This is a genomic window from Arsenicicoccus sp. UBA2120, from assembly GCF_002330965.1.
Taxonomy (GTDB): Bacteria; Actinomycetota; Actinomycetes; order Actinomycetales; family Dermatophilaceae; genus Arsenicicoccus; species Arsenicicoccus bolidensis.
Window position 1 is genome coordinate 1 of the sequence record NZ_DCYC01000093.1, and the last position, 22,948, is coordinate 22,948.

Consider the following 22,948-nt stretch of genomic DNA (forward strand, 5'->3'; position numbering starts at 1 on the left):
GGTGGTTTTGGTGGGGGGGGGGGCGGGGAGGGAAGCCGGGCTCCCCCCCCGCCTCGACCGCCGGCCGGGTCAGGATGATCCGCGTGACGTCCTTGGCCTGCAGCGCGGCGACGGCCTTGGCCATCGCGAGATAGGTCTTGCCGGTGCCGGCGGGCCCGATGCCGAAGACGATGGTGTGCGTGTCGATGGCGTCGACGTAGCGCTTCTGCCCGAGGGTCTTGGGGCGGATCGTGCGCCCGCGCGCCGAGATGATGTTGGTGGTGAGCACGTCGGCGGGCCGCTCGACGGAGCGGTTGCGCAGCATAACGATCGAGCGTTCGACGGCGTCCCGGTTGATGGCGCCACCGGCCTCGACGACGACGAGGAGCTCGCCGACCAGCTCCTCGACCAGCGCGGCGTCGCTGGAGGGGCCGTCGAGGCGGAACTCGTTGCCGCGGACGTGGATGTCGAGCCGCGGGAACGCGCGCTCCATCGTGCGTAGCAGCTCGTCGTGCGGCCCCAGCAGCGAGATCATGGGGACCGACGCGGGTATGACGATCGCGTGGTGCGCGGCAGGGGCGCCACCAGGGCTCGGGGTGTCGGGTCGTGGGGTGTCTGTCATCGTCCCGTCAGTCTACGTGCCGGGTCCGACACACCCTGGGACACGTGGCCGGCCGGCCGAGGCTCTGCGTGTGTCGGCCGGGGGACTCAGCCGGGGGGCCACTGCAGCGCGCGGCCGCCCACGACGTGCAGGTGCAGGTGGTCGACGCTCTGCTGGGCGTCCTGGCCGGTGTTGGAGACGAGGCGGTAGCCGCGCTCGACCAGTCCCTGCTGCTCGGCGACCTGCCCTGCTGCCAGGACCACGTCGACCATCAGCTGGGGGTCGGCCTGGGCCGTCGCCACGGCGTTGGGGTGGTGCGCCTTGGGCACCACGAGCACGTGCGTGGGCGCCTGCGGCTGGATGTCGCGGAAGGCGAGCGTCGTCTCGGTCTCGTGCACGAAGTCCCCCGGGATCTCCCCGGCGACGATCTTGCAGAACAGGCAGTCAGGGTCACGTGGGGTCATGCGGCCAGCCTAGCCAGGGACCCCCGCCCCGGCCGGGCGAGCATCCGTCGGCGGGGCGCCGTGGTGCGGGGCCCCGACGTGGGTGACACTGTGAGCAACCCCGTCGTCGTCAGCGAAGGAGCTCGACGTGACCAGCACGAGCACGACGTCCCGCCAGGTCCTGTCCACCATGTCCACGGCCGCGGTCGCCGCGTCGGTCGCCGTGGCACTGTCCGGGTGCGCGCAGCAGACCACCAGCTCGCAGGTGTCCCGAGCCGCCAGCGCCTCCAGCAGCGCGGGCTCCACGACGCCCGCGGCCTCCGGCACGTCCACCACCTCGTCCGCGACGCCGTCAGCCGGCACCGACGGGGCCGGCTCGGAGCAGGCCGGGACGCCCGCACCGGTCGACGCCACCACCGCCGGAGCCCCGTCGTCAGCCGCACCAGACGTCGCCGCCCGGTCCGTGGCACCGTCACGGGCTGCCCTGCCCGTCTACTTCCTGGGTCGGGACGGCACCCAGGTCCGCGAGGGCGGCGGTGCCGCGACGCCGCGGCTGCGCCTGTTCCGCGAGTTCGTGCCCGCGCAGCGATCGGGCTCGACCGAGCAGCGCGCCGAGACGGCCGCCAACGTCGCGATGCGCGAGGCCGGGTCGCGCGGCTACCTCAACGTGTGGGGCGAGCGCACCGTCACGGACATCAAGGTGGGCGCGGGCGCGATCGACGTGACCCTCGACGGACCGACCCGCACGGTCGACGACGCCACCGCGCGCATCGGCACGGCATCCGTCGTGTGGACGGTGACCGCCGCCACGGGCAAGAACCTCCCGGTCCGGTTCCGCTCCCCCGACGGCCGGGTGCTCGGGACCCTCCCCACCAGCAAGACCTACTCCCGGTCGGCCGGGGTCGCCCAGACCAGCGAGCTGGCGGCGGTGTGGATCGACTCCCCCGGCGCGGGCGCGGCGCTCAAGGCGGGACCGGTCGTGGCGACCGGGCAGGCGTGCGCCTTCGAGGGCTCGGTGTCCTACTCCCTCACGCGCGCCGGCAAGGCGGTCCGCTCGGGCCACACCACCGCCTCCATCGCGTGTCCGACGCGCGGCACCTGGCGCGTCGACCTCGGGCGGCTCGCGGCCGGCAGCTACCAGCTCCAGGTGTGGGCGCCCAGCCCCGCCGACGGCCAGCGCGACCTCGGCCGAGCCACCCGCACCTTCACCGTCCGCTGACCTACCTCAGGTAGTCACATCAGCCCGACTTCGCACGCCGGGCGGATGTGACGAGACCAGGCTGGTGTGACGAACCCAGGCGGATGCGGCGACGCCAGACGGGCCGTGCCGACCTCGGTCAACACGGACGCATTCACGACCGGGTGGACTCCACCACCCATGACCGTGGCCGAACCCACCCGATACCTCGCCGCCACCCACGCGTGAGGATCGGGTGGACTCCACCACCCATGACGGTGGCCGAACCCACCCGCCCACGCCGCGCGGGCGTGTCGGCATACCGGCGGTCGGCGATCTCCGGGATCAGCCTGAGTTGGACACATCGACCTGCCGTGCGAGCCCAGGCGGATGACCACCTGAGGTAGGTCACCAGCGGGCGCGTGCGAGGAGCACCGCGAGGGCGGCCGGGCCGGCGCTGGAAGACCGCAGCACGTGCGGCCCCAGCCGTATGACGCGCGCCCCGGCCTCCTCGAACGCCGCCAGCTCGTCGGCGGAGATCCCGCCCTCGGGGCCGACCACGACCATCACCTCACCGGACGAGGGCAGCTCCACGTCGTTGACCGACGTCGTCGCGTCCTCGTGCAGCACCAGCGCCAGCGAGGTGGAGGCCAGCCGTGCAGCCAGCTGCTTGCTCGTGACGTGCTGGGCGACGACCGGGGTGCGGTGCCGTCGGGACTGCTTGGTGGCCGCGGTCACGACCTGCTCCCACTTGCGGTGGGCCTTGGCAGCCCGGTCGCCGCGCCACTGCACGATCGACCGCGCGGCACCCCACGGCACGACCTCGTCGACGCCGAGCTCGGTCGCCGACTCCACCGCCTGCTCGTCGCGATCGCCCTTGGCCAGCGCCTGCACCAGGACGAAGCGCGGCGTGGGGGCGTCAGGACGGCATACGGTCTCGACGCTCACCGTGATCTCTCCCGGCGCGACCGAGGAGACCGACCCGGCCACCTCGGCCCCGCTCCCGTCGGACAGCAGCACGGGCTCGCCGGGTTGCAGGCGCAACGACCCGGAGGCGTGCCGCCCCTCGGCGCCGTCCACGAGCACGGACGACCCTGGCGTCACGGACCCGAGCGACCCGGCGGGCAGGAGGAACAGCGGCGCCGTCATCGGCTCAGCGGAAGGCGTCGCGGAGCTTGCCGAGCAGCCCCTTGTCGAGGGAGGTGACGTGGGCGTCGGGGTTCTCCTCGCCGCGCAGCTCGGAGAGCTCGCGCAGGAGCTCCTCCTGGCGGGAGTCGAGGCGGGTGGGCGTGGAGACGTTGAGGTGCACGACCAGGTCGCCGCGACCGCCGCCCCGCAGGTGGGTCACGCCGAGGTCGTCGAGCGTGACGGTGTCGGCGGACTGCGTCCCCCGCCGCACGTGCACGTCGTGGGCGCCGTCGAAGGTGTCCAGCGTGATCGTCGAGCCGAGGGCCGCGGCCGTCATCGGCACGTCGAGGGTGCAGTGCAGGTCGTCGCCGTTGCGCTGGAAGGTCGGGTGCGGCGTCACGACGATCTCGACGTAGACGTCGCCGGGCTGGCCGCCGCCCGGGCCGACCTCGCCCTCGCCACGCAGCTGGATCCGCGTGCCGGTGTCGACGCCGGCCGGGACCTTGATGGAGACGGACCGGCGGGTGCGCACGCGCCCCTCCCCCGAGCACTCGAAGCAGGGGTTGGGGATCACCGTGCCGTAGCCCTGGCACACGCCGCAGGGGCGCGAGGTCATGATCTGGCCGAGGAAGCTGCGCTGGACCTGCTGGACCTCGCCGCGGCCCTGGCAGGAGGAGCAGGTCTGCGGGGACGTGCCGGGCTGGCAGCCGTCGCCGTGGCAGGTGCCGCACTCGACGGCCGTGTCGAGGGTGAGCTCGTGGGTGTCGCCGAAGACCGCGGTGCGCAGGTCGACGTCCGCCCGCACGAGCGCGTCCTGGCCGCGTCGCACGCGCGAGCGGGGTCCACGACCGCCCGCGCCACCCGCCCCCGCGCCGAAGAACTGGTCCATGATGTCGCTGAACGTGAAGCCCTGGCCGAAGCCCGCCGCACCGGCGCTGGCGTAGGGGTCCGCGCCCATGTCGTAGGCCTGCTTCTTGGCGGGGTCGCCGAGCACGTCATAGGCCTGCGAGACCCGCTTGAACTCCTCCTCGGCCTCGGGGCCGGGGTTGACGTCCGGGTGCAGCTTGCGCGCGAGCCGGCGGTAGGCCTTCTTGATCTCTTCGGCGCTGGCGCCGCGGTCGATCCCGAGGGCTGCGTAGTAGTCGTTCACGAAAGTCCTTGCCTGACGGAGTGGTTGGCGGAGGTGACGTGGGGTGCTGGGGCGATCTGGGGGACGGGGACGACGGGGCGGGCCGAGCCGGCCGGGTGCGCCGCACCCGCCGACGTCCGGTGGCTAGCCACCGAGGGACCGGGAGACGTATGCCGCAACCGCCCGCACCGCCGCCATCGTCGTGGGGTAGTCCATGCGGGTGGGGCCGAGGACCCCGAGCCCGGCGACGAGGTCCGGCCCCGCACCGTATCCCGTCGACACGACCGAGGTGGACACTAGACCGGCGTGCGAGAGCTCGCTGCCGATGCGCACCGAGACGAGGTCCGAGTCGGCCGCGGCGGGGCGGGCCGGGTCGTCGTGCATGGCGTCGATCAGGCCGAGCAGCACGACGTGCTCCTCGAGCGCCTCGAGGACCGGGCGCAGCGACGTCGGGAAGTCTTCGGAGCGGCGGGCGAGGTTACTGGTGCCGGCGAGCACCACCCGCTCCTCGCGCTCCTCCACGACGATCTCGGCCAGCGCCGTGGTGACGGCCTCGACGGCCGGGCGGTCGGCCACCTCGAAGCCCTGGGACAGCCCGGCGAGCGCGGGCGCCACCTCCGGGAACGGGCGGCCCGCGGCGAGGCCGTTGAGCCGTCCGCGCAGGTCGAAGACGAGGCGCTCGCCGTCCACGTCGCCGAGGTCGCGGCCGGCGTCGACGACGCGCTGCTCCACCCGACCCGTCGTCACGATGAGCACGACCATCAGCCGCGGCCCACCGATGGGGACCAGCTCGACGTGCCGCACGGACGACCGGGTGAGCGAGGGGTACTGCATCACCGCGACCTGGTGGGTAAGGCTGGCGAGCAGCCGCACGGTGCGGTCGACGATGTCGTCGAGGTCGACCGACCCCGCGAGGAACTCGGCGATGGCCGCGCGCTCGGGCGGCGACATCGGCTTGATCTCGGACAGCTGGTCGACGAAGAGCCGGTAGCCCGCGTCGGTGGGGATGCGGCCCGCGCTCGTGTGCGGGGCGCAGATCAGGCCCTCCTCCTCGAGCGCGGCCATGTCGTTGCGGACCGTCGCCGCGCTGACGCCGAGCTGGTGCCGGTCGAGCAGCGCCTTGGAGCCGACGGGCTCGGAGGTCGCGACGTAGTCCTGCACGATGGCCCGCAGGACCTGCAGGCGGCGTCCGTCGCTCATCGTCGACCTCCTCACGTTCGCTGGTTGGCACTCGGGTGGGGCGAGTGCCAATTCTACGCCGGGTGGCGCGCCACGACGAACTCCGCCGGTCCTCGGGCTAGCCTTCAGCACCGTCCGACGACCGCGTCGGGGCGGGTCTCGAGCACGACCCGTCGCGCCAGCAACAGGCAGAAGCAGGAGGCCCCCGTGGCGGACCGATACGGCACCGACGTCCTCTCGGGCGACTGGAAGGCTCCCCGCCGTGGGCGCTCGGAGGCGGTCCCCGCCACCCGTGGCCTGGTCGTCGAGGACGTCGAGTCCGGCTGGGTCGGCGCCGTGGTGCGGGTCGAGAAGGCCGGTGGCGTCCACGTCGTCCACCTGGAGGACCGCAAGGGCCGCACCCGGGGCTTCGAGATGGGCCCCGGCTTCTGGGTCGACGGGCGCCCGGTCACGCTGGTCCCCGACAAGAGCGGCAGCAACGCCCGCCTCGCCGAGGCCCGCCAGGCCTCCTCGCGCACGGCCTCCGGATCCGTCGCCGTCGCCGGCGCCCCCGCCCGCGTCGCCACCGGGTCGCGCATCTTCGTCGAAGGCCGCCACGACGCCGAGCTGGTGGAGAAGGTCTGGGGCGACGACCTGCGCATCGAGGGCGTGGTCGTGGAGATGCTCGACGGCGTCGACGACCTGGCCGCGGTCATCAAGGACTTCGCCCCCGACCGTGACCGTCGCATGGGCGTCCTCGTGGACCACCTCGTGCCCGGCACCAAGGAGGCGCGCATCGTCGAGGAGGCCCGCCGGGTCCCCGGCTACTCGCGGTTCGTCAAGGTCCTCGGGCACCCCTACGTCGACGTGTGGCAGTCGGTGCGCCCCGAGCGGCTCGGCCTGGAGCAGTGGCCCGTCATCCCCCGTGGCACCTCCTGGAAGCACGGGATCTGCGCGCACCTCGGCTGGCCGCACCGTTCCCAGGCGGACATCGCGCGGGCGTGGAAGCAGATCCTGGGTACGGTGCGCACGTACGCCGATCTGGAGCCGACCCTGCTGGCCAGCGTCGAGGAGCTGATCGACTTCGTCACCGTCCCGCTCGACGACGACCAGCACGCGAGCGGCCAGCAGGAGGTCACGCGTGGGTGAGGAGCAGGAGCAGCTCGCCGTCGAGCTGGTCGCCGTCGTGGTGGCCGTCGTGTCCGGGCGACCGCGCGTCCTCACGGCTCCCCCGCCGGCCCCCGGCATACCCGCCCTCCCGGCCGGCCCCCTCGAGGCCGGTCAGCCGTCCCTGCAGGCCGGCCTGCGCTCCTGGGTCGCCTCGCAGACCGGCAGACAGCTCGGGTATGTCGAGCAGCTGTACACCTTCGCCGACCACGACCGCGGGCTCGACGACACGAGTGGCCGCCGGATCTCCATCTCCTACCTCGGCCTGACGACCGCCGGAGCCGAGGGCGCCGCAGCGACCGAGGGAGGCGACGCGGCCACGGGGTCCGCTCCGTCCATGACGTCCACGACGTCCATGACGTCCGAGGAGACCGACTGGTACGACGCCTACGCGCTGCTGCCGTGGGAGGACCAGCGGGACGGCACCCGCCTCGTCGACGAGGTGATCGCCCCGCAGCTGACGCACTGGGTCGGCGCCGCCGGATCACCCGCCGACCGCACGGCCCGGCGGCACCGCTGCGACCTGACCTTCGGCCGCGGCGGCCACGCCTGGCTGCCCGACCTGGCGCTGCAGCGCTACGAGCTGCTCTACGAGGTCGGCCTGGTCCCGGAGGCGCGCGGCGCCTGGCGGCTGCCGGACGACGACCTGGTCCCCGGGGAGCGGATGATCGGCGACCACCGCCGCATCCTGGCGACGGGCCTCGCACGGCTGCGGGCCAAGATCCAGTACCGCCCGGTGGTGTTCGAGCTCATGCCACCCGAGTTCACCCTCGGCGAGCTGCAGTCGTGCGTCGAGGCGCTCGCGGGTCAGGCGCTGCACAAGCAGAACTTCCGGCGCCTCGTGGAGCAGCAGGCCCTGGTCGAGGAGACCGGGTCGGTCTCCTCGGGCACGGGCGGTCGGCCGGCGCGGCTCTACCGCTTCCGTCGCTCGGTGCTCGACGAGCGGCAGGTCGCGGGCACCAAGCTGCCGGCCCTGCGCACCCGCTGAGCGCGTCGGCTGTCGCGGCCGTATGCCGTGCTCGCGGCCCCTATGGCCGCGGGGTGCGGACCAGGGTCGCGGCCCCGAGCGCCAGCACGGCCAGCACCGCGCCGACCGCGAAGCCGCCCTGGACGCCGCTCATCAGGGCGTCGTTCGCGGACGCCCCACCGCTGCTGGCACGCGCGGTCATGAAGGCCATGACCGCCACCGTCGTCGCGGTGCCCGCCGCGGCCCCGACCTGCTGCAGCGAGCCGAGGATCGCCGAGCCGTGGGGATACAGGTGCGGGGGAAGGACGCCGAGCGACGCCGTGAACACGGGGGTGAAGACCAGCGCCAGCGAGACGCTGATGAGGACGTGCAGGACGAGGACGCCCCAGGGCGCCACGACGGGGGCGAGCAGCGAGAGCATGACCAGCCCCGCGACCAGGCCGGCGGTCCCGGGGACGACGAGCCGGGGGGCGCCATACCGGTCGTAGGCCTTGCCCACCTGCGGGCCGAGCAGGCCCATCGCCAGGCCGCCCGGGATCATCAGCAGACCGGTGGACAGCGAGGACATCCCGCGCACCTCCTGCAGATAGATGGGGAGCAGGATCACGGTGCCCATCAGGCCCATGAAGCAGAGCACCATGAGGACCAGGCCGATGGTGAAGGTGCGGTGGGACAGGGTGCGCAGGTCGAGCAGGGGCGTGCCGTTGCGCTGCAGGGCGAGCTGGCGTCGCGTGAACACCGCCATGGCGACGAGACCGACCGCCACGAAGGCCCACGGCGGCAGGCCCGAGGACGCCCCGCCGTGGGACGCGCCCTCGCCGAACCCGCTGAGGCCGTAGACGAGGCCGCCGAAGCCGACGGCGGACAGCGCGAGGCTCGGCAGGTCGAGGTCGCTGTGCCCCGGCTCGGCCACGTCCACCAGGGAGCGGAACCCGACGACCAGGGCACCGATCGCGATGGGCAGCACGACGGCAAAGATCAGCCGCCACGAGCCCAGCTGCAGCAGCACCCCCGAGACCGCCGGCCCCATGGCGGGCGCGACCGAGATGACGAGCGTGACGTTGCCCATGACCTTGCCGCGCTCGTGGGCGGGCACGAGGTTCATCAGGGTGGTCATCAGCAGCGGCATCATGATCGCGGTGCCGCAGGCCTGCACGACGCGCCCGCCGATCAGCACCGCGAAGGTGGGGGCGAGCAGGCACGCGGCGGTCCCGATCGAGAACAGCACCATGGCCAGGGCGAAGGTGCGTCGGGTCGCGAGCCGCTCCATGAGCCAGCCCGACGCGGGGATGACCACGGCCATGGTCAGCATGAACACCGTCGACAGCCACTGGGCGGTGGACGCGGTCACGTCGAACTCCCGCATGAGGCGCGGGATCGCGTTGGTCATGATCGTCTCGTTGAGGATCACGACGAAGGTCGCGAGGACCAGCACGGCGAGGATCGTGCGGGTTCGGGAGCGGTCCACGTCGGGCAGTGGTGTCGCCTGGACGGGGCGTCGGGATGCATGCGGGGTCTCCGGTCGTATGACGTGCGGTGGGGGCAACCCGGAGCAGCGTCGGACGGGGTGCTCCTCCATGGTCGCTCACCGCGCCGGCCCGTCCAACTCCATTGCCGGGCCGCTGCCTCAGCCCGACGACCGCACCAGGGTGCGCTGCTACGTGATGAGGCGCCAGGTGAAGGGGTAGCTGTAGGGCTCGCCCGCCGATACCTTGATCGCCGCCAGCCCGTGGACGACCAGGGCCGCCAGCGGCAGGAGCCCGGCCAGCCAGATCGTGACGAAGCCGACCAGCACGATCATGAGCGGCAGCGAGATCAGGACCACGGCCACCGTGGCGATCCAGACGGTGATCTGGAAGTTCAGCGCATCGATCGCGTGCTCCCGGACCGCGCGGCTGCGCCCGCCCCCGACGAGCAGGACGATCACGGGGCCGAAGAACGTGAGGCCACCGAGCAGCACCGAGGCGATGGGCGACCAGTGCGCCGCGCAGACCAGCTGCCGCTCGTACTCGGGGTTGAGCGGGGCGCCGTTGCCGTGGACGGGCTGTCCCTGCTGGTAGCCACCCTGCTGGTAGCCGCCTTGCTGGTAGCCACCCTGCGGGCTCGCGCCCTGACCGGTCGACCCGGCCTGCGGGTAGCTCGGGATCTCGCGGTCGTTGCGGAACTGGTCGTCGGTGCTCATGGTCCCCTCCGTGTGGTTCGTGGTCGGCGCGGCGACGTGCCGCTCGACCCTTCGGACTCCAGTCTGCCCAGGTCGGATCCCTCCAGGACCTCAGAACCAACCCTGATCCGACCCTGATCCCACCCTGGCCGATGCAGGTCAGACGCCGAGGAGCCGTCGCACCACGGTGTCCGCCAGCAGGCGTCCGCGCAGCGTGAGCACCAGGTGGCGGTCCCGCAGCGCCGCTCCCCCGTCGACGAGGCTGTCGGCGATCAGTCCGGCCACGGCCTCCTGGCCGGTCTCGTCCAGGTCGTCGATCGGCAGCCCGTCCACGAGCCGTATGCCGAGCAGCACCCGCTCGTCGTACTGCTGCTCGGCGCTGAGGAGCTCGCGCGCCGCCGCCGGGGACTGGCCGCCGTTGAGGCGCGACGCATAGGCGCTCGGGTGCTTGACGTTCCACCAGCGGACGCCGCCGACGTGGCTGTGCGCGCCGGGGCCGGCGCCCCACCAGTCGCCGTCGCTCCAGTAGCCGATGTTGTGGCGGCACCGGTGCTCCTCGCCGCGGGCCCAGTTCGACACCTCGTACCACCCGTACCCCGCCGCCCGCAGGAGGCCGTCGGCCAGCTCGTACTTGTCGGCCTCGTCGTCGTCGCTCGGCAGCGCGACCTCGCCGCGCCGCACCTGGGCACCCATCTTGGTGCCCTCCTCCACGACCAGGGCGTAGGCCGAGACGTGGTCCGGCTCCAGCGCGATCGCGGTCTCGAGCGACGTGCGCCAGTCCTCGAGCGACTCGCCGGGGGTGCCGTAGATGAGGTCGAGCGAGACGTCGAGCCCGTGCGCGCGGGCGGCCTTGACCGCACGCTCCACGTTGAGGGGGTCGTGGGTGCGGTCGAGGGTGCGCAGGACGTGCGGGACGGCGGACTGCATGCCGAGGCTGACGCGCGAGAAGCCGCGAGCGGCGATCCAGTCCAGGTAGTGCTCGTCGACGGTGTCGGGGTTGGCCTCGGTCGTGATCTCGACGTCGCCGGTGTAGCCGAAGCGCTCGCCGATCCCCTCGACGATCCGGGCCAGGTCCTCGGCCGCGAGCATGGTCGGGGTGCCCCCGCCGACGAAGACCGTCTCGACGGCCGGCGCGTCCTCGCCCAGCACCCGCCCGGCGAGGTCCAGCTCCGCCAGGACGGTGTCGGCGTAGGATCCGACGCTCGCCCCCGGCGTGCCGAGCTCGGTCAGGGTGTAGGTGTTGAAGTCGCAGTAGCCGCAACGGACTCGGCAGAACGGCACATGCACGTAGATGCCGAACGGGCCTAGCCCCAGACGATCCAGCGCGGTGCTCGGGAGCGTTCCGTCGGAGGGGGCGGGCAGTCCTTCGGGCAGGGCGCTCGGCATACGGCCCATTGTGTATGACGACCGCGCCCGCCCCCGTCAGGCGACCGCCAGGTGGCGCGGCTGTGCCAGGCTCGACGCGTGGACCTCGACGGCGCATCCGCAGCGACAACCGTGCTCGACCTCCCCGTGCGGGGTCGGTGGCTCGTGCAGAACAGCCCGGCCGACCGGGTGCCGAGCCACGGGACCGAGACGTTCGGCTCGTCCCACGCGATCGACCTCGTCCCGGTCGACGCGCGCGGACGCTCGGGCCCGTGGAGCTGGCGCACGGCCCTGGCGACGGAGCGGCCCGAGGTCTTCCACGGGTTCGGCCCCGCCGTCATGGCCCCGGTCGACGGGACCGTCGTCGATGTGCACGACGGCGAACCCGACCACGAGGCGCGGCGATCACAGCTGCTGCTGGTGGGCTACCTGCTGACGCAGGGCCGGCGCGTGCGGGCGGGCGCCGCCGGGATCGCCGGCAACCACGTGGTGCTGTCGCTCGGCGACGGCGGCCCGGTCGTGCTCCTGGCGCACCTGCGGCGCGGGTCGATCCGGGTGGCGGTGGGTGACGCGGTGCGGGCCGGCGACGTGCTGGCGCAGTGCGGCAACTCCGGCAACAGCACCCAGCCACACCTGCACCTGCAGGTCAGCTCGTCGACGCGCTGGGAGCAGGCGCGGGGCCTGCCCATGGCCTTCCGCCACCCCGTCGGCGGTCGTCCGTGGCTGCCCCGCAACAGCGACATCATCGACGCCTGACCTCCCCCGTCCGTCGGACCGTGAGCGGGCACGAACGGCTCCTACCCCCTCACCGCGAGCAACCACCTGGCGCCACCGGTCAGGTGGCGAGGGTGACGCCGGCGAGGCAGACCAGCGCCACCGTCGCCGTCGACAGCGCCGCCAGGACGAACGGCCGGACGCCCACCTGGCGCACGAGGCCGAGCCGGACGCCGCAGCCGAGGGCGAACATCGCCGCCGTCAGCAGGACCGTCTGCAACTGGCGAGCACCGTCGAGCACGGGCGCCGGCAGTGGCAGGAAGGACCGCACGAGCACCATCGCCACGAACCCCAGGACGAACACCGGCACCAGCGGCGGCAGCCGTCCCCCGTCAGCGCGTCCGCCTGCGGCCGCCAGGGCCCGGCGTCGCCGCCAGGAGATGGTCGCCATGATGGGCGCGAGCATGAGCACGCGGGTGAGCTTGACGATGACGGCGGCCGCGAGCGCGCCTCCCCCGATGGCGCCGCCCGCCGCCACGACCTGGGCGACCTCGTGGATCGAGCCGCCGGCCCACAGACCCCCGGCATACGGGCCCATCCCGAGGGCGGTGACGACCAGCGGCGCGACGGGGATCATCAGGGTGCCGCAGACGACGACCAGGGCGACGGCGGTCGCGACGTCCTCCTCCTCGGCGTCCACGACCCCGTCGACGGCGGCCACGGCCGCGGCGCCGCAGATCGAGAAGCCGCAGGCCACCAGCAGGGTGAGGCCCGCGGGGACCCCCAGCAGGCGCCCGTAGGCCAGCGTCGACGCGATCCCCAGCCCCACCACGGCCACGACGACGGCGATCATCCCCCAGCCGAGCCCGAGGACCTGACCCAGGACGACCTGCAGCCCGAGCAGCACGATCCCGGCGCGCAGCAGCGGCTTGGCCGCGACGGCGAGGCCGGGCGCGAGCGCGGTGGGCAGCGGCCAGGCGTTGGCGAGCACGGCGCCGAGCAGGATCGCGACGAGGAGCGGGGACACCACGGGCACGAGGTGGTTGACCAGCAGGGCGAGGATCACCACGACGGAGCACAGGGCGAGCCCGGGCACGGGGCCCGTGCGGAGGACACGTGGTGCGCGCCGGGCGGGGTGAGGGCGGCGTGCGTGTCGGGCGGGGATGACCGCAGGGGTGGCGCGGCCGGCAGGGGTGGCGCGGCCGGCAGCGGTGGTCATGCTGCCAGCCTGGCCGGGCGGACGGGTGAGCGGCAGCCCCCAGTCCTGCACCCCGTCATATCAATGTGATATGACGACAGGGTGATGCCCGACCTCAAGGCCCTGGAGCTGCTGGTCGCCGTGCACGACGAGGGCAGCCTCGGCGCCGGCGCCCGCGCGATCGGCATGGCCCAGCCCAACGCGTCGCGCCTGGTGGGGCGGCTCGAGCGCGACCTGCAGCAGCGGGTCGTCGTCCGCCGGCCGCAGGGCGCCCAGCTCACCCCCGCGGGGGTCATGCTCGTCGAGCATGCCCGCGAGATCCTCGCGTCCACGCATCGGCTCGAGAAGGCCATCGAGGCGTTGCAGGGGCAGAGCATCCCCGAGCTGCGCATCGCCGCGTCGCTGACCGTGGCCGAGCACCTGGCACCCACCTGGCTCACCGAGCTGCGGCGTCACCACCCGAGGCTGCTGGCGGGCATGACGGTGGCCAACTCCACGGTGGTGATCGACCAGGTCCGCCGGGGTGCAGTCGAGCTGGGCTTCGTGGAGGGCCCGGAGCCGCCCCACGACCTGCCCAGCACCGTGGTGGCCCGCGACGAGCTCGCCCTCGTCATCGGCCTGGACCACCCGTGGATGGAGCGCACCTCCCCCGTCGGCGCCGCCGAGCTCGCGGGCACCCCGCTCGTCACCCGGGAGCGCGGCTCGGGCACCCGCGAGGCGCTCGACGCGGCCCTCTCACCGCTGGAGCCCTGCGGCCCGGCCCTGGAGCTGTCCAGCAACGCCGCGGTCCGGGCCAGCGCCGTGACCGGCACCGCTCCCGCCGTCCTCAGCCTGCTGGCGGTCGCCGACGCCGTGCACGACGGTCACCTCGCGGTCGTGCCGACCGAGGGCTTCACCCTCGAGCGACAGCTCCGGGCCGTATGGCGCCGCGACCCGCTGCGAGGCGCCGCCGCCGACCTCGTGTCGATCGCCGCCCGGACCGGGCGCGCACCACTCCCCTGATCCCACCCTGACCTGGCGCGCGCCACTCCCCTGACCCCACCCCGTCCCAACCTGACCTGACCCGCCCCGCCCCGATCGCGCCTCGTGCCGTCTCATGCGCCTGAGGGTTCCGACCCCGCCTGGGTCGACCTGAGAGGCTGGGCCCATGGCGCACACGAGCCCCATCACGGTCCGCATCACCAGGGACCCCGACGAGTTCCTCCGCGACGCCGGGGACTTCATGGAGTCCGAGCCGGTCATCCACTCGATCCTGGCGAGCAACGTGCTCATCGCGCGGCGCCACCCGGACCGGATCCCCGACCCGTGGTGGATCGAGCTGCGACGCGGCGGACGGATCGTCGGCGTGGCCATGCACACACCGCCCTACCCGCCGCACCTCCCGCTGTCCTCGCCGCTGCTGGCCGTCAGCGTCGCCCGTGAGCTCGCGGCGCGCGGACGTCCCGTGGACGGCGTCGGCGGCCTGCGCGAGGGGGCGTTCGCCTTCAGCGACTGGTGGTGCGCCGACCAGGACCTCGACGCCGACGTGGTGATGGACCTGGGGATGTACGACCTGCCCCGGCCGCCGCACCTGCCCTTCACCGTCCCGGGACGGCTGCGGCCCGCCATACCCGCCGATCTCGACCTGGTCCGCGGCTGGCTGCAGGACTTCCACCGCGAGGCCCACGGGCCGAGCGAGCCGCCACCCCCCGACCCCTCCCCGCACGTCCTCGAGGGACGCACGGCCCTGTGGGAGGTCGACGGGCGGCCGGTGTCCATGTGCTACGCGACCGAGCCGTCCGGTGGGGTCACCCGCATCAGCGGCGCCTGGACCCCGCCCGCGGACCGGGGCCACGGCTACGCGAGCGCCGTCGTCGCCGCCTGGTCGCGGCACCAGCAGGAGCACGGCCACCGCTGCATGCTGCTCACCGACCTGGCCAACCCCACCAGCAACGGGATCTACCACGCGCTCGGCTACCGCCGGATCGGCGAGACCGTCACCCTCGCCTTCACGAGCGAGCGGTCCGGCTGAGGGTGGGCGCCGGCTCGCCGCGCGTGACACAGTGACCCTCATGCAGCGGGGTACGGCGAGGGGCATCACGGTGGCGCGGACCACCGCCGGTCGCGACTTCCAGCAGGTGTCGGCCCCTCGCGTCGCCGCCGCCCCCGTCATCCACTCGGTCGTCGCCACGACGCTCGCCCACGCGCTGGAGTCCCCCGCGGACTACCCCGGCTCCCAGTGGTACTGGGCCAAGCGGGACGGCCGCGTCACCGCCCTCGCGATGCACACCCCACCGCGCCCCTTCCACGTGGCGACGGTCGACACCCACGTCGCGCGAGCCATCGCCCGGCGCGTGCTGGCCGACGGGCTGCACGTCGAGCGCGTGGGCGGGCTGGTCACGGGCGCGCTGGCCTTCGCCGAGACGATCGCCTTCGAGTCCGGCGGTCACATCCGCGTGGTGCGGCGCGAGGGCATGCACGACCTCCCCCGCCCGCCGCGCCACCCCGAGGGCGTCCCGGGCGAGCTGCGTGCCGCGCGCGAGTCGGACATCCCGCTCCTCGACACCTGGGCGCGGGCCTACCTCGAGGAGACCGGGACCGAGGCGCCGCCGCGATTCCCGTTGCAGCAGTGGGTGTCCCGCGGCGACATGCGCGTCTGGGACGTCGACGGCGAGCCCGTCGCCATGACCCACGCGTCCCGCCCCCACGGCGGCGTCTCCCGCATCTCCTGGGTCTACGCCCCGCCCGAGCAGCGCGGCCACGCGTATGCCGCCGCCACCGTCGCCGCCGTCAGCGCCCTGCAGCGTCGCGCCGGCCACCGCTGCCTGCTCTACACCGACCTCGACTCCCCCGCGTCGAGCCGCCTCTACCAGCGGGTCGGCTATCGCCGCGTCGGCGACTCCTGCGTCCTGGCCCTCACCCAGGTGCGCTGACCGGGTGCCCTGACCCGACACCCAGTGACCTGCCGGGGCGCCGTGATCGATCAAACGTCCGTCACAGGCGCCAGGGCTGACCCGACGGGTCACCTTTGGTCGTGTCCCCCAGGCAGCGCACACCCTGCACCCCGCCGGCGGAGCGGTCAGCGGCGGCGATAGGTCAGGTCGTGGATCGAGCGGCCGGCGGCGATCCCCCGACGCTCGAAGCGGGTCATCGGCCGCACGTCGAACCGCTCGACGTCGCCACCCTCGAAGTCCGGGTGCGCGTCGAGCACCTCGCGCATCGACTCCGCGTAGTCGGACCAGTCCGTCGCGAGCCGCCACACCCCGCCGGGCTCGAGGACCCGCGCCACCAGCGAGGCGAAGGCCGGCTGCACGATCCGCCGCTTGTGGTGCTTGGTCTTGGGCCAGGGGTCGGGGAAGAAGGTCCACACCTCGCGCACGGACCCCGCGGGCAGCAGCGTCTCGAACACCGGCACCGCGTCGGCCTCCATGAGCCGCACGTTGGTCAGCTCGCGCGACCCGACCTTGCGCAGCATGTCGTACAGCCCCGGGCGGTAGACCTCCAGGGACAGCAGGTCGTGGTCGGGGTATGCCGCCGCGCCGGCCACGGTCGCGTCGCCGGATCCCGCGCCGACCTCCACGACCAGCGGGGCCACCCGGCCCCAGACGGTGGCGGGGTCGAGGCGGGCGGCCGGGTCCACGTCGGTGCGCGCCGCGTCGCGGGGCACCTCGATCAGGTAGGCGTCGCCATACCGCTCGAGGGCCCGGGCGTCCTTGTCCTGCAACCGGGCGTCGGTCCGCGCGAAGCTCACGATCCGACGAGCGCCCTTGTGCGGCAAAGGCTCTCCGAGACCGACGGTGTAAGCGCGCTCCTCCGGGAGGGGCTCGGTCACTTCTTGCCCTTGGCCTTGCCGTCCCCGCCGCCGTCGTTGGACAGCGCGGCGATGAAGGCCTCCTGGGGCACCTCGACGCGGCCGACCATCTTCATGCGCTTCTTGCCTTCCTTCTGCTTCTCGAGCAGCTTGCGCTTGCGGCTGATGTCACCGCCATAGCACTTGGCCAGGACGTCCTTGCGGATGGCGCGGATGGTCTCGCGGGCGATGACGCGCGAGCCGATGGCGGCCTGGATCGGCACCTCGAACTGCTGCCGCGGGATCAGCTCGCGCAGCTTGCCGGCCATCATCACGCCGTAGGAGTAGGCGTTGTCCTTGTGCACGATCGAGCTGAACGCGTCGACCTGCTCGCCCTGCAGCAGGATGTCGACCTTGACCAGGTCGGCGAGCTGGTCGCCGTCGGGCTCGTAGTCCAGGGAGGCGTAGCCGCGGGTCTTGGACTTCAGCTGGTCGAAGAAGTCGAAGACGATCTCGGCGAGGGGCAGCGTGTAGCGCATCTCGACGCGTTCCTCGGACAGGTAGTCCATGCCGCGCAGGGTGCCGCGCTTGGACTGGCACAGCTCCATGATCGCGCCGATGAAGTCGCTCGGGGCGAGGATCGTGGCGCGCACGACCGGCTCGCGCACGTCGGCGATCTTGCCGTCGGGGAACTCGCTGGGGTTGGTCACCTCGACGAGCTTGCCGTCGTCCATCGTGACTTCGTACTCCACGTTGGGCAGCGTCGAGATCAGGTCCAGGCCGAACTCCCGCTCGAGCCGCTCGCGCACGATCTCGAGGTGCAGCATCCCGAGGAAGCCGACGCGGAAGCCGAAGCCCAGCGCCGCCGACGTCTCGGGTTCGTAGACCAGGGCGGCGTCGTTGAGCTTGAGCTTGTCGAGCGCGTCGCGCAGCAGCGGGTAGTCCGTGCCGTCGATCGGGTAGAGCCCGGAGAAGACCATCGGGCGCGGGTCGCGGTAGCCGCCGAGGGCCTCGGAGGCCGGCTTGGCGAGGTTGGTGATGGTGTCACCGACGCGCGACTGGCGGACGTCCTTGACGCCGGTGATGAGGTAGCCGACCTCGCCGACGCCGAGACCGTCCGAGGGCGCCGGCTCGGGCGAGATGACGCCGATCTCGAGCAGCTCGTGGGTGGCCCGCGTCGACATCATCTGGATCCGCTCGCGCGGGTTGAGGTTGCCGTCGATCACGCGGACATAGGTCACGACGCCGCGGTAGGTGTCGTAGACGGAGTCGAAGATCATCGCGCGGGCCGGCTTGTCCGCCTCACCCGTGGGGGCCGGGAGCTGGCGCACGATCTCGTCGAGCAGCTCCTCCACCCCGACGCCGGTCTTGCCCGAGACCCGGAGCACCTCGGACTCGTCGCAGCCGATGAGGCCGGCGAGCTCCGCGGCGTACTTCTCCGGCTGCGCGGCGGGCAGGTCGATCTTGTTGAGCACCGGGATGATCGTGAGGTCGTTCTCCATCGCGAGATAGAGGTTGGCCAGCGTCTGCGCCTCGATGCCCTGCGCCGCGTCGACGAGCAGGACGGCACCCTCGCACGCGGCCAGGGACCGGCTGACCTCGTAGGTGAAGTCCACGTGCCCCGGGGTGTCGATCATGTTGAGGCAGTAGGTCTCCAGCTCGCCCGCGGCGTTCTCGAGGGACCAGGGCATCCGGACGGCCTGCGACTTGATGGTGATGCCGCGCTCGCGCTCGATGTCCATCCGGTCGAGGTACTGCGCGCGCATCGCCCGCTCCTCGACCACGCCGGTCTTCTGCAGCATGCGGTCGGCCAGCGTCGACTTGCCGTGGTCGATGTGGGCGATGATGCAGAAGTTGCGGATCAGCTCCGGTGGCGTCGCGTGGGGCTTCAACGCGGTGGTGGCCATGGGAGACACGGGGCGACTACCTCAACTTGGGGTCCGGGGAGCACAGGGCACGGTCAGCGACCCAGTCTCCCACAGGTCGACCAGCCGGTATGCCGCCCTCCGCTACCGTCATGGGGTGCCACCGTCCCCCACCGCCGTCTTCCGCCGGCCAGGCTTCCCCCTCATGTATGCCGCCCTGTCGACGTCGGCGCTCGGCGACTCGGTCCTGCTGCTCGTCCTCGGCGTCTGGGCCAAGACCCTCACGGGCCAGAACGGCAGCGTCGGGATCGTCTACCTGTGCATGCTCGTGCCCGCGCTGGTCGCGCCCTTCCTCGGCGCCTGGGTGGACGGGTTCCGCCGCAAGCCCCTGCTGATCTGGACCAACGTCGCCTCGGCGCTGGCGGTGCTGCCGCTCACCGTCGTCGACGACGCCTCCGACATCTGGATCCTCTACGGCGTCGCCGTCCTCTACGGCCTGTCCTTCGTCATCGTGCCGGCGGGCGTCAACGGCCTGCTCAAGGAGCTCCTCGACGACGAGGCCCTGGTCGACGCCAACTCGGCGCTGGCCACCACCAAGGAGGCCTTCCGGCTGTTCGCCCCGCTCGCAGGGGCGGCGATGTTCGCGGCGTGGGGCGGCTGGACCGTGGCCGTCGTCGACGCCGTGTCCTTCCTGGTCGCGGCGGTCCTCATCGCGCGGATCCGGGTCGACGAGGCCGCCCCGCAGCGGCATACGGCCGGGCTGGTCGACGCCATGACCTCGGGGGTGCGGCTCCTGGTCGCCGACCGCGTCCTCAAGCACGTGCTGGTCGGGCTCGGCCTCACCCTGCTGGTCGTCGGGTTCACCGAGTCGGGGATCTACGCGGTGCTGGACGCGTTCGGCAAGCCCGCGACCTACGTGGCGATCGTGGTGATGGTGCAGGGCATCGGCGCGGTGCTCGGCGGGCTGGCCAGCAGCTGGTCGGTGCGGCACCTCGGCGAGGTCAGCACCATCGTCGTCTCCTGCGTGATCCTCGCGACCAGCATGGCCGTCGTGGCGCTCGCCGGCACGATCCCGGTGCTGCTGGCCGCCTCGGCGGTGTTCGGGTTCGGGCTGCCGCTGATGTTCGTGGCCTACACCACGCTGATCCAGCGACGCACCGAGCAGGCCGTGATGGCGCGCGTGACGATGGCCGCCGAGGTCGTCATGAGCGTCCCGCAGGCGGTGTCGCTGGCCGTCGGTGCGGTCGTGGTGTCGCTGGTGCCGTACCGATGGGCGTTCGGCGTGATCACGGTCGTGACGCTGCTGGGCGCCGCGCACGTCCTGTGGTGGCTGCGGGACCAGCTGCGCCCCGCCACGACGACGAGCACGACGCCTGCGAGCACGACCCCTGAGAGCACGACCCCTGAGAGCACCGCCCCCGGCGGCCTTGCTCCGGTGTCGACCGACGGCGCTCCCGAGCTGCCGATCGACGAGGATGCCGCGCTGCTGACGGACCTCACCGACCAGCTCCCGGGCGCCGCCGGCACGTCAGCCGCCGGAGGAGTTCTCCTCCTTGGCGCGGATCAGGTCGAGCGCCACCACGGCCCCGACCACGGCGACCCGCAGGGTGACCGGCACCCCTGAGTTGAACGACACGACGTAGCGGTTGCGGCCCAGGAGCCCCGCGGCCAGGCCCGGCCACTGCCGCGACACTCGCGCGACCGAGCCGCCCGGACCCGCGATCTCGAAGTCGTAGTCGAAGAGCTGGCCCTGCACGTCGAGCCCCTCGCCGTTGACGAGCTGCAAGGTCAGGCGCTTGCGAAAGAACGTGAACTCCTTGACCAGCTGACCGATCTCGTAGCCCTGCCCGTCCTGGAGGGTGAACCGGTCGCGGCCCATCGTCATCACGTCGTCGAGCCGCACCAGCACGGACCCGTCGGTGTCGTGGACGGACAGCTTGCGGGAGCCGAGGAACATCCGCGACAACGCGGACCCCTCGGTGCGGATCTCGCCCACCTGGGCACCAGCCTGGTCCCGGATGGCGAAGTCGTTGCTCATGAAGCTGGTGACCTGGTCCATGACCAGCACGTCGGCGTGGAGGAGAGTCATGCCAGTCGGACTCCCCGCACCCTCGGTTCGTTCCCATCTGCCTTCGTCACAGCCGAGACCACGTCTCCGGCACGACCCGAGCCAGCTGTCCCTCGGCCGGTCGCCCCGACGGAGGAGCCACTCCACACCCTCGATGTCGTCCAGCAGGACCCTGACAGACCCTCTGATCAGGCGGTTCGTCGTTGGAGCAGGGCGCTCCAGGCGGTGACGGCGAGGCCCAGGACCGCCAGCACGACGCCGATCCGGCTCGGCCACGCGTAGCCCCAGCCCGCCGCGAGGACCAGCGACCCGAGCCAGGCCCCCAGGGCATTGGCGATGTTGAGCGTGGAGTGGTTGAGCGCAGCGGCCAGGGACTGGCCCTCGTGCGCCACGTCCATCAGGCGGGTCTGCAGCATCGGGACGAGCATGCTCGGGAGCATCCCCAGGGCATAGGTGGCCGCGAGCCCGACCACGGCATACGGCAGGAGCAGGGCGTAGACCGCGAGCAGGATCGCGATCAGCACCAGCAGCACCGCGATGCCGCGCAGGATGCCGTGCCGCGCCACCCGGCCCGCCAGCGCCGCACCGGTCGTGGAGCCGAGGCCGTAGAGGGAGAGGATCCACGGCACCGCGGCCGAGGACCAGCCGCCGAGCTCCTGCAGCGTGGGCGAGATGTAGGCGTAGGTCGAGAACATGCCGCCGAACCCCACGGTCCCGATCAGCAGGGCCAGCCACACCTGAGGGCGGCGCAGCGCCGTGAACTCGCGCCGCACGGACGCGGTCGGGTTGGCGGGCTGGTGCGGCACGAGCGTCGACACGGCAGCCATCGTGACCAGGCCGAGGACCCCGACGACCGCGTAGGACTGCTGCCACCCGAGCGCCTGGCCCAGCCAGGTCGCGGCAGGCACGCCGACGATGTTGGCGACGGTCAGACCCATGAGGACGTTGGAGACGGCCTGCGTGCGACGACGGTCGTCCACCAGGGAGGCGGCGACCAGCGACGCGATCCCGAAGTAGGCGCCGTGCGGCAGCCCGGCCACGAACCGGACCAGCATCAGCGGCCAGTAGCTCGTCACCAGCAGGCTCGCCAGGTGCGCCACGGCGAACAGGGCCATCAGGGCCACCAGCACCCGCCGGCGCGGCAGGCGCGATCCCAGCACCGCCAGCGTCGGCGCGCCGACCACGACGCCCAGGGCATAGGCCGACACCAGGTGCCCGGCGGTCGGGATGTCGACGCCGATCCCGCGCGCCACCTCGGGCAGCATGCCCATCGACGCGAACTCCGTGGTCCCGATGGCGAATCCGCCCACGGCGAGAGCGAGGATCGCCAGCCCCGCGTGACGGCGGGACGCCTCCTGGTGGCGGTCGGCGAGGGGGCTGGCGGGCGGCATACGGGTGCTCCTGGACGTCGACGAGGGTGGGGGTGCGGCTCGGCGACCTCGGCAAGCGCTAACGTCCCACTATGGCATCACTCGGCAGGAGGATCGCCCGCGCTCTCGCGGGTGCGGTCGTCGACGCGGCCCGTCGCGCGGGGCAGCAGGAGCGTGGACGGTCGGGTGGGGAGCGCCCCTCGCCCAGGCCGGCCCGTGAGCCGGTGACGAGCCCGTATGCCGGGGACTACGACGGGGTGCCGGACCTGACCTATGCTCCCGTGACCGACGACCTCCCCGACCCGGGCGAGGTCGTGTGGGCGTGGGTGCCCTACGAGGAGGACCACGCGCGGGGCAAGGACCGCCCGGTGCTGGTGGTGGGGCGGCACGGTGCGCTGCTGCTCGCGCTCCCCCTCACGAGCAAGGACCACGACCGCGACGCGGAGCAGGAGGCCTCGCTGGGGCGCCACTGGTGCGACATCGGCTCGGGCGCCTGGGACTCGCGCGGCCGCCCGAGCGAGGTTCGCGTCGACCGGGTGCTGCAGCTGGACCCGACGACGGTGCGCCGGATCGGGGCGACGCTGTCGCGGGAACGGTTCGACGAGGTGGCCGCGGCCGTCCGCGCCCGCCGCCCCTGACCCGCCCGCGCTGGCTCCGCCGGCGAGCGCGTCTCACGCTGCAGCACGAGA

The 22,948-nt window shown here is 73.0% G+C and carries 22 protein-coding genes; 9 read left to right on the top strand and 13 right to left on the bottom strand.

What is annotated here, in order from left to right; all coding sequences use genetic code 11:
• Together B2P18_RS15965 and B2P18_RS15970 are read right to left on the bottom strand one after the other, a co-directional pair.
• The coding region (locus tag B2P18_RS15965) for a PhoH family protein (RefSeq protein WP_286961543.1) at nt 1–601 on the bottom strand (601 nt) is incomplete at its 3' end.
• A gap of 86 nt (nt 602–687) precedes the next feature.
• Nucleotides 688–1,044 carry a histidine triad nucleotide-binding protein gene (locus B2P18_RS15970; protein WP_286961545.1) on the bottom strand — a complete coding sequence of 119 codons (357 nt, stop codon included), beginning with the start codon at nt 1,042–1,044 and terminating at the stop codon, nt 688–690.
• 127 nt (nt 1,045–1,171) lie between these two features.
• Here B2P18_RS15970 and B2P18_RS15975 point away from each other — a divergent pair, with 127 nt between their 5' ends.
• Complete coding sequence (locus tag B2P18_RS15975; protein ID WP_286961547.1) at nt 1,172–2,242, top strand: Gmad2 immunoglobulin-like domain-containing protein; 1,071 nt, start codon at nt 1,172–1,174, stop codon at nt 2,240–2,242.
• A gap of 366 nt (nt 2,243–2,608) precedes the next feature.
• On the opposite strand, the gene B2P18_RS15980 is transcribed toward B2P18_RS15975, so the two are convergent.
• The 3 genes from B2P18_RS15980 to hrcA form a co-directional block, all read right to left on the bottom strand.
• Complete coding sequence (locus tag B2P18_RS15980) at nt 2,609–3,349, bottom strand: 16S rRNA (uracil(1498)-N(3))-methyltransferase (protein WP_029212687.1); 741 nt, start codon at nt 3,347–3,349, stop codon at nt 2,609–2,611.
• Nucleotides 3,350–3,353: 4 nt separating this feature from the next.
• Nucleotides 3,354–4,478: a molecular chaperone DnaJ gene (gene dnaJ, locus B2P18_RS15985; RefSeq protein WP_286961548.1), complete on the bottom strand. Its 1,125-nt coding sequence runs from the start codon at nt 4,476–4,478 to the stop codon at nt 3,354–3,356.
• Between the two features lie 123 nt (nt 4,479–4,601).
• Nucleotides 4,602–5,657 carry a heat-inducible transcriptional repressor HrcA gene (hrcA, locus tag B2P18_RS15990; RefSeq protein WP_019284619.1) on the bottom strand — a complete coding sequence of 352 codons (1,056 nt, stop codon included), beginning with the start codon at nt 5,655–5,657 and terminating at the stop codon, nt 4,602–4,604.
• Nucleotides 5,658–5,843: 186 nt separating this feature from the next.
• Between hrcA and B2P18_RS15995 the strand changes: the two genes are divergently transcribed.
• Both B2P18_RS15995 and B2P18_RS16000 read left to right on the top strand, forming a co-directional pair.
• Nucleotides 5,844–6,764, top strand: coding sequence for a DUF3097 domain-containing protein (locus B2P18_RS15995; protein ID WP_019284618.1), 921 nt, complete (start codon nt 5,844–5,846; stop codon nt 6,762–6,764).
• Nucleotides 6,757–7,770 carry an NUDIX hydrolase gene (locus B2P18_RS16000; protein WP_029212683.1) on the top strand — a complete coding sequence of 338 codons (1,014 nt, stop codon included), beginning with the start codon at nt 6,757–6,759 and terminating at the stop codon, nt 7,768–7,770. The genes B2P18_RS15995 and B2P18_RS16000 overlap by 8 nt, the downstream gene beginning before the upstream one ends.
• Before the next feature lie 40 nt (nt 7,771–7,810).
• Here the strand turns inward: B2P18_RS16000 and B2P18_RS16005 are convergent, their stop codons facing one another.
• The 3 genes from B2P18_RS16005 to hemW form a co-directional block, all read right to left on the bottom strand.
• On the bottom strand, nt 7,811–9,217 hold the full coding sequence (locus B2P18_RS16005) for a DHA2 family efflux MFS transporter permease subunit (protein WP_286961549.1): 1,407 nt from the start codon (nt 9,215–9,217) through the stop codon (nt 7,811–7,813).
• A gap of 189 nt (nt 9,218–9,406) precedes the next feature.
• Nucleotides 9,407–9,931, bottom strand: a complete 525-nt coding sequence (locus B2P18_RS16010; protein ID WP_286961550.1) for a DUF4870 domain-containing protein — start codon at nt 9,929–9,931, stop codon at nt 9,407–9,409.
• 138 nt (nt 9,932–10,069) lie between these two features.
• Nucleotides 10,070–11,296, bottom strand: coding sequence for a radical SAM family heme chaperone HemW (gene hemW, locus B2P18_RS16015; protein WP_029212680.1), 1,227 nt, complete (start codon nt 11,294–11,296; stop codon nt 10,070–10,072).
• Nucleotides 11,297–11,374: 78 nt separating this feature from the next.
• On the opposite strand from hemW, the gene B2P18_RS16020 reads away from it, so the two are divergent.
• The gene (locus B2P18_RS16020; protein WP_286961553.1) at nt 11,375–12,031 is read left to right on the top strand and encodes a M23 family metallopeptidase; all 657 of its coding nucleotides are present in this window, start codon (nt 11,375–11,377) and stop codon (nt 12,029–12,031) included.
• 79 nt (nt 12,032–12,110) lie between these two features.
• Here B2P18_RS16020 and B2P18_RS16025 read toward each other — a convergent pair whose 3' ends face one another.
• Nucleotides 12,111–13,208: a YeiH family protein gene (locus tag B2P18_RS16025; RefSeq protein ID WP_286961555.1), complete on the bottom strand. Its 1,098-nt coding sequence runs from the start codon at nt 13,206–13,208 to the stop codon at nt 12,111–12,113.
• 84 nt (nt 13,209–13,292) lie between these two features.
• Between B2P18_RS16025 and B2P18_RS16030 the strand changes: the two genes are divergently transcribed.
• From B2P18_RS16030 to B2P18_RS16040, 3 genes are all read left to right on the top strand, one after another.
• On the top strand, nt 13,293–14,189 hold the full coding sequence (locus B2P18_RS16030) for a LysR family transcriptional regulator (RefSeq protein WP_286960407.1): 897 nt from the start codon (nt 13,293–13,295) through the stop codon (nt 14,187–14,189).
• Between the two features lie 145 nt (nt 14,190–14,334).
• On the top strand, nt 14,335–15,198 hold the full coding sequence (locus tag B2P18_RS16035) for a GNAT family N-acetyltransferase (RefSeq protein WP_286961557.1): 864 nt from the start codon (nt 14,335–14,337) through the stop codon (nt 15,196–15,198).
• A gap of 40 nt (nt 15,199–15,238) precedes the next feature.
• A complete protein-coding gene (locus tag B2P18_RS16040; protein ID WP_156911451.1) occupies nt 15,239–16,099 on the top strand; it encodes a GNAT family N-acetyltransferase in 861 nt (286 codons plus the stop codon).
• Between the two features lie 146 nt (nt 16,100–16,245).
• Here the strand turns inward: B2P18_RS16040 and trmB are convergent, their stop codons facing one another.
• Both trmB and lepA read right to left on the bottom strand, forming a co-directional pair.
• Nucleotides 16,246–16,998: a tRNA (guanosine(46)-N7)-methyltransferase TrmB gene (gene trmB, locus B2P18_RS16045; RefSeq protein WP_286960401.1), complete on the bottom strand. Its 753-nt coding sequence runs from the start codon at nt 16,996–16,998 to the stop codon at nt 16,246–16,248.
• Entirely contained in the window at nt 16,995–18,863 is a 1,869-nt protein-coding gene (gene lepA / locus B2P18_RS16050; RefSeq protein WP_029212673.1) for a translation elongation factor 4, read from the bottom strand. Before lepA ends, trmB begins: the two co-directional genes overlap by 4 nt.
• Before the next feature lie 115 nt (nt 18,864–18,978).
• Between lepA and B2P18_RS16055 the strand changes: the two genes are divergently transcribed.
• On the top strand, nt 18,979–20,445 hold the full coding sequence (locus B2P18_RS16055; RefSeq protein ID WP_286961560.1) for an MFS transporter: 1,467 nt from the start codon (nt 18,979–18,981) through the stop codon (nt 20,443–20,445).
• Here B2P18_RS16055 and B2P18_RS16060 read toward each other — a convergent pair.
• Together B2P18_RS16060 and B2P18_RS16065 are read right to left on the bottom strand one after the other, a co-directional pair.
• Nucleotides 20,350–20,910 carry an LURP-one-related/scramblase family protein gene (locus B2P18_RS16060; protein ID WP_029212671.1) on the bottom strand — a complete coding sequence of 187 codons (561 nt, stop codon included), beginning with the start codon at nt 20,908–20,910 and terminating at the stop codon, nt 20,350–20,352. The two genes, B2P18_RS16055 and B2P18_RS16060, sit on opposite strands and share 96 nt — an antisense overlap.
• 167 nt (nt 20,911–21,077) lie before the next feature.
• Nucleotides 21,078–22,280 carry an MFS transporter gene (locus tag B2P18_RS16065; protein ID WP_019284603.1) on the bottom strand — a complete coding sequence of 401 codons (1,203 nt, stop codon included), beginning with the start codon at nt 22,278–22,280 and terminating at the stop codon, nt 21,078–21,080.
• A gap of 71 nt (nt 22,281–22,351) precedes the next feature.
• Between B2P18_RS16065 and B2P18_RS16070 the strand changes: the two genes are divergently transcribed.
• Nucleotides 22,352–22,897 carry a type II toxin-antitoxin system PemK/MazF family toxin gene (locus B2P18_RS16070; RefSeq protein WP_029212669.1) on the top strand — a complete coding sequence of 182 codons (546 nt, stop codon included), beginning with the start codon at nt 22,352–22,354 and terminating at the stop codon, nt 22,895–22,897.
• The last annotated feature ends 51 nt before the right edge of the window (nt 22,898–22,948 follow it).